Genomic DNA, 1,746 nt, shown 5'->3' with positions numbered 1-1,746 from the left:
GTGGTAGGGGAGCGTTCTTATTGCATAGAAGTCGTACCGAAAGGAGCGGTGGAGCGATAAGAAGTGAGAATGCCGGTATGAGTAGCGAAAAGACAAGTGAGAATCTTGTCCGCCGAAAACCTAAGGTTTCCTGAGGAAGGCTCGTCCGCTCAGGGTTAGTCGGGACCTAAGCTGAGGCCGAAAGGCGTAGGCGATGGACAACAGGTTGAAATTCCTGTACTACCTTTCCTCCGTTTGAACGATGGGGGGACGCAGAAGGATAGGGGAAGCGTGCTATTGGAAATGCACGTCCAAGCGGTGAGGCTGAGTCTATAGGCAAATCCGTAGACTCAAGGCTAGGCCGTGATGGCGAGGGAAAAATAAAGTACCGAAGTCCCTGATTTCATACTGCCAAGAAAAGCCTCTAGTGAGGAGGAAGGTACCCGTACCGTAAACCGACACAGGTGGGTGAGGAGAGAATCCTAAGGCGCTCGGGAGAACTCTCGTTAAGGAACTCGGCAAAATGACCCCGTAACTTCGGGAGAAGGGGTGCCTCGATAGGGTGAAAGCCCGAGGAGGCCGCAGTGAATAGGCCCAAGCGACTGTTTAGCAAAAACACAGGTCTCTGCAAAGCCGCAAGGCGAAGTATAGGGGCTGACGCCTGCCCGGTGCTGGAAGGTTAAGGGGAGAGGTTAGTGACATTAAGTGACGAAGCTTTGAACCGAAGCCCCAGTAAACGGCGGCCGTAACTATAACGGTCCTAAGGTAGCGAAATTCCTTGTCAGGTAAGTTCTGACCCGCACGAATGGCGTAACGATTTGGGCACTGTCTCAACGAGAGACCCGGTGAAATTGTAATACCTGTGAAGATGCAGGTTACCCGCGACAAGACGGAAAGACCCCATGGAGCTTTACTGTAGCCTGATATTGGATTTTGGTACGATTTGTACAGGATAGGTGGGAGCCATAGAAGCCGGACCGCCAGGTTCGGTGGAGGCAACGGTGGGATACCACCCTGATCGTATTGAAATTCTAACCTACATCCCTAAACGGGATGAGGGACCGTGTCAGGTGGGCAGTTTGACTGGGGCGGTCGCCTCCTAAAGAGTAACGGAGGCGCCCAAAGGTTCCCTCAGAATGGTTGGAAATCATTCGCAGAGTGTAAAGGCAGAAGGGAGCTTGACTGCGAGACATACAAGTCGAGCAGGGACGAAAGTCGGGCTTAGTGATCCGGTGGTTCCGCATGGAAGGGCCATCGCTCAACGGATAAAAGCTACCCTGGGGATAACAGGCTTATCTCCCCCAAGAGTCCACATCGACGGGGAGGTTTGGCACCTCGATGTCGGCTCATCGCATCCTGGGGCTGAAGTAGGTCCCAAGGGTTGGGCTGTTCGCCCATTAAAGCGGTACGCGAGCTGGGTTCAGAACGTCGTGAGACAGTTCGGTCCCTATCTGTCGCGGGCGTAGGAAATTTGAGAGGAGCTGTCCTTAGTACGAGAGGACCGGGATGGACACACCGCTGGTGTACCAGTTGTGCCGCCAGGCGCATCGCTGGGTAGCTAAGTGTGGAAGGGATAAGCGCTGAAAGCATCTAAGCGTGAAGCCCCCCTCAAGATGAGATTTCCCATGGAGTTAGTCCAGTAAGACCCCTTAAAGATGATAAGGTTGATAGGTCCGGTGTGGAAGTACCGTAAGGTATGGAGCTGACGGATACTAATCGGTCGAGGGCTTAACCTAATTGCTTTTCTTGCTGCTAGTTTTGAAGGTA

At 53.1% G+C, this 1,746-nt stretch carries 1 rRNA gene; it reads left to right on the top strand.

Annotated elements, in window-relative coordinates:
- Positions 1 to 1,715 (top strand): 23S ribosomal RNA (locus BEN26_RS13780); the annotation flags it as partial.
- Positions 1,716 to 1,746: the final 31 nt, after the last annotated feature.

Origin of the sequence: Tepidibacillus sp. HK-1 (assembly GCF_001748485.2) — a bacterium.
In the GTDB taxonomy this organism is placed as follows: Bacteria; Bacillota; Bacilli; order Tepidibacillales; family Tepidibacillaceae; genus Tepidibacillus_B; species Tepidibacillus_B infernus.
This window is presented reverse-complemented; position numbering and strand designations above follow the sequence as displayed.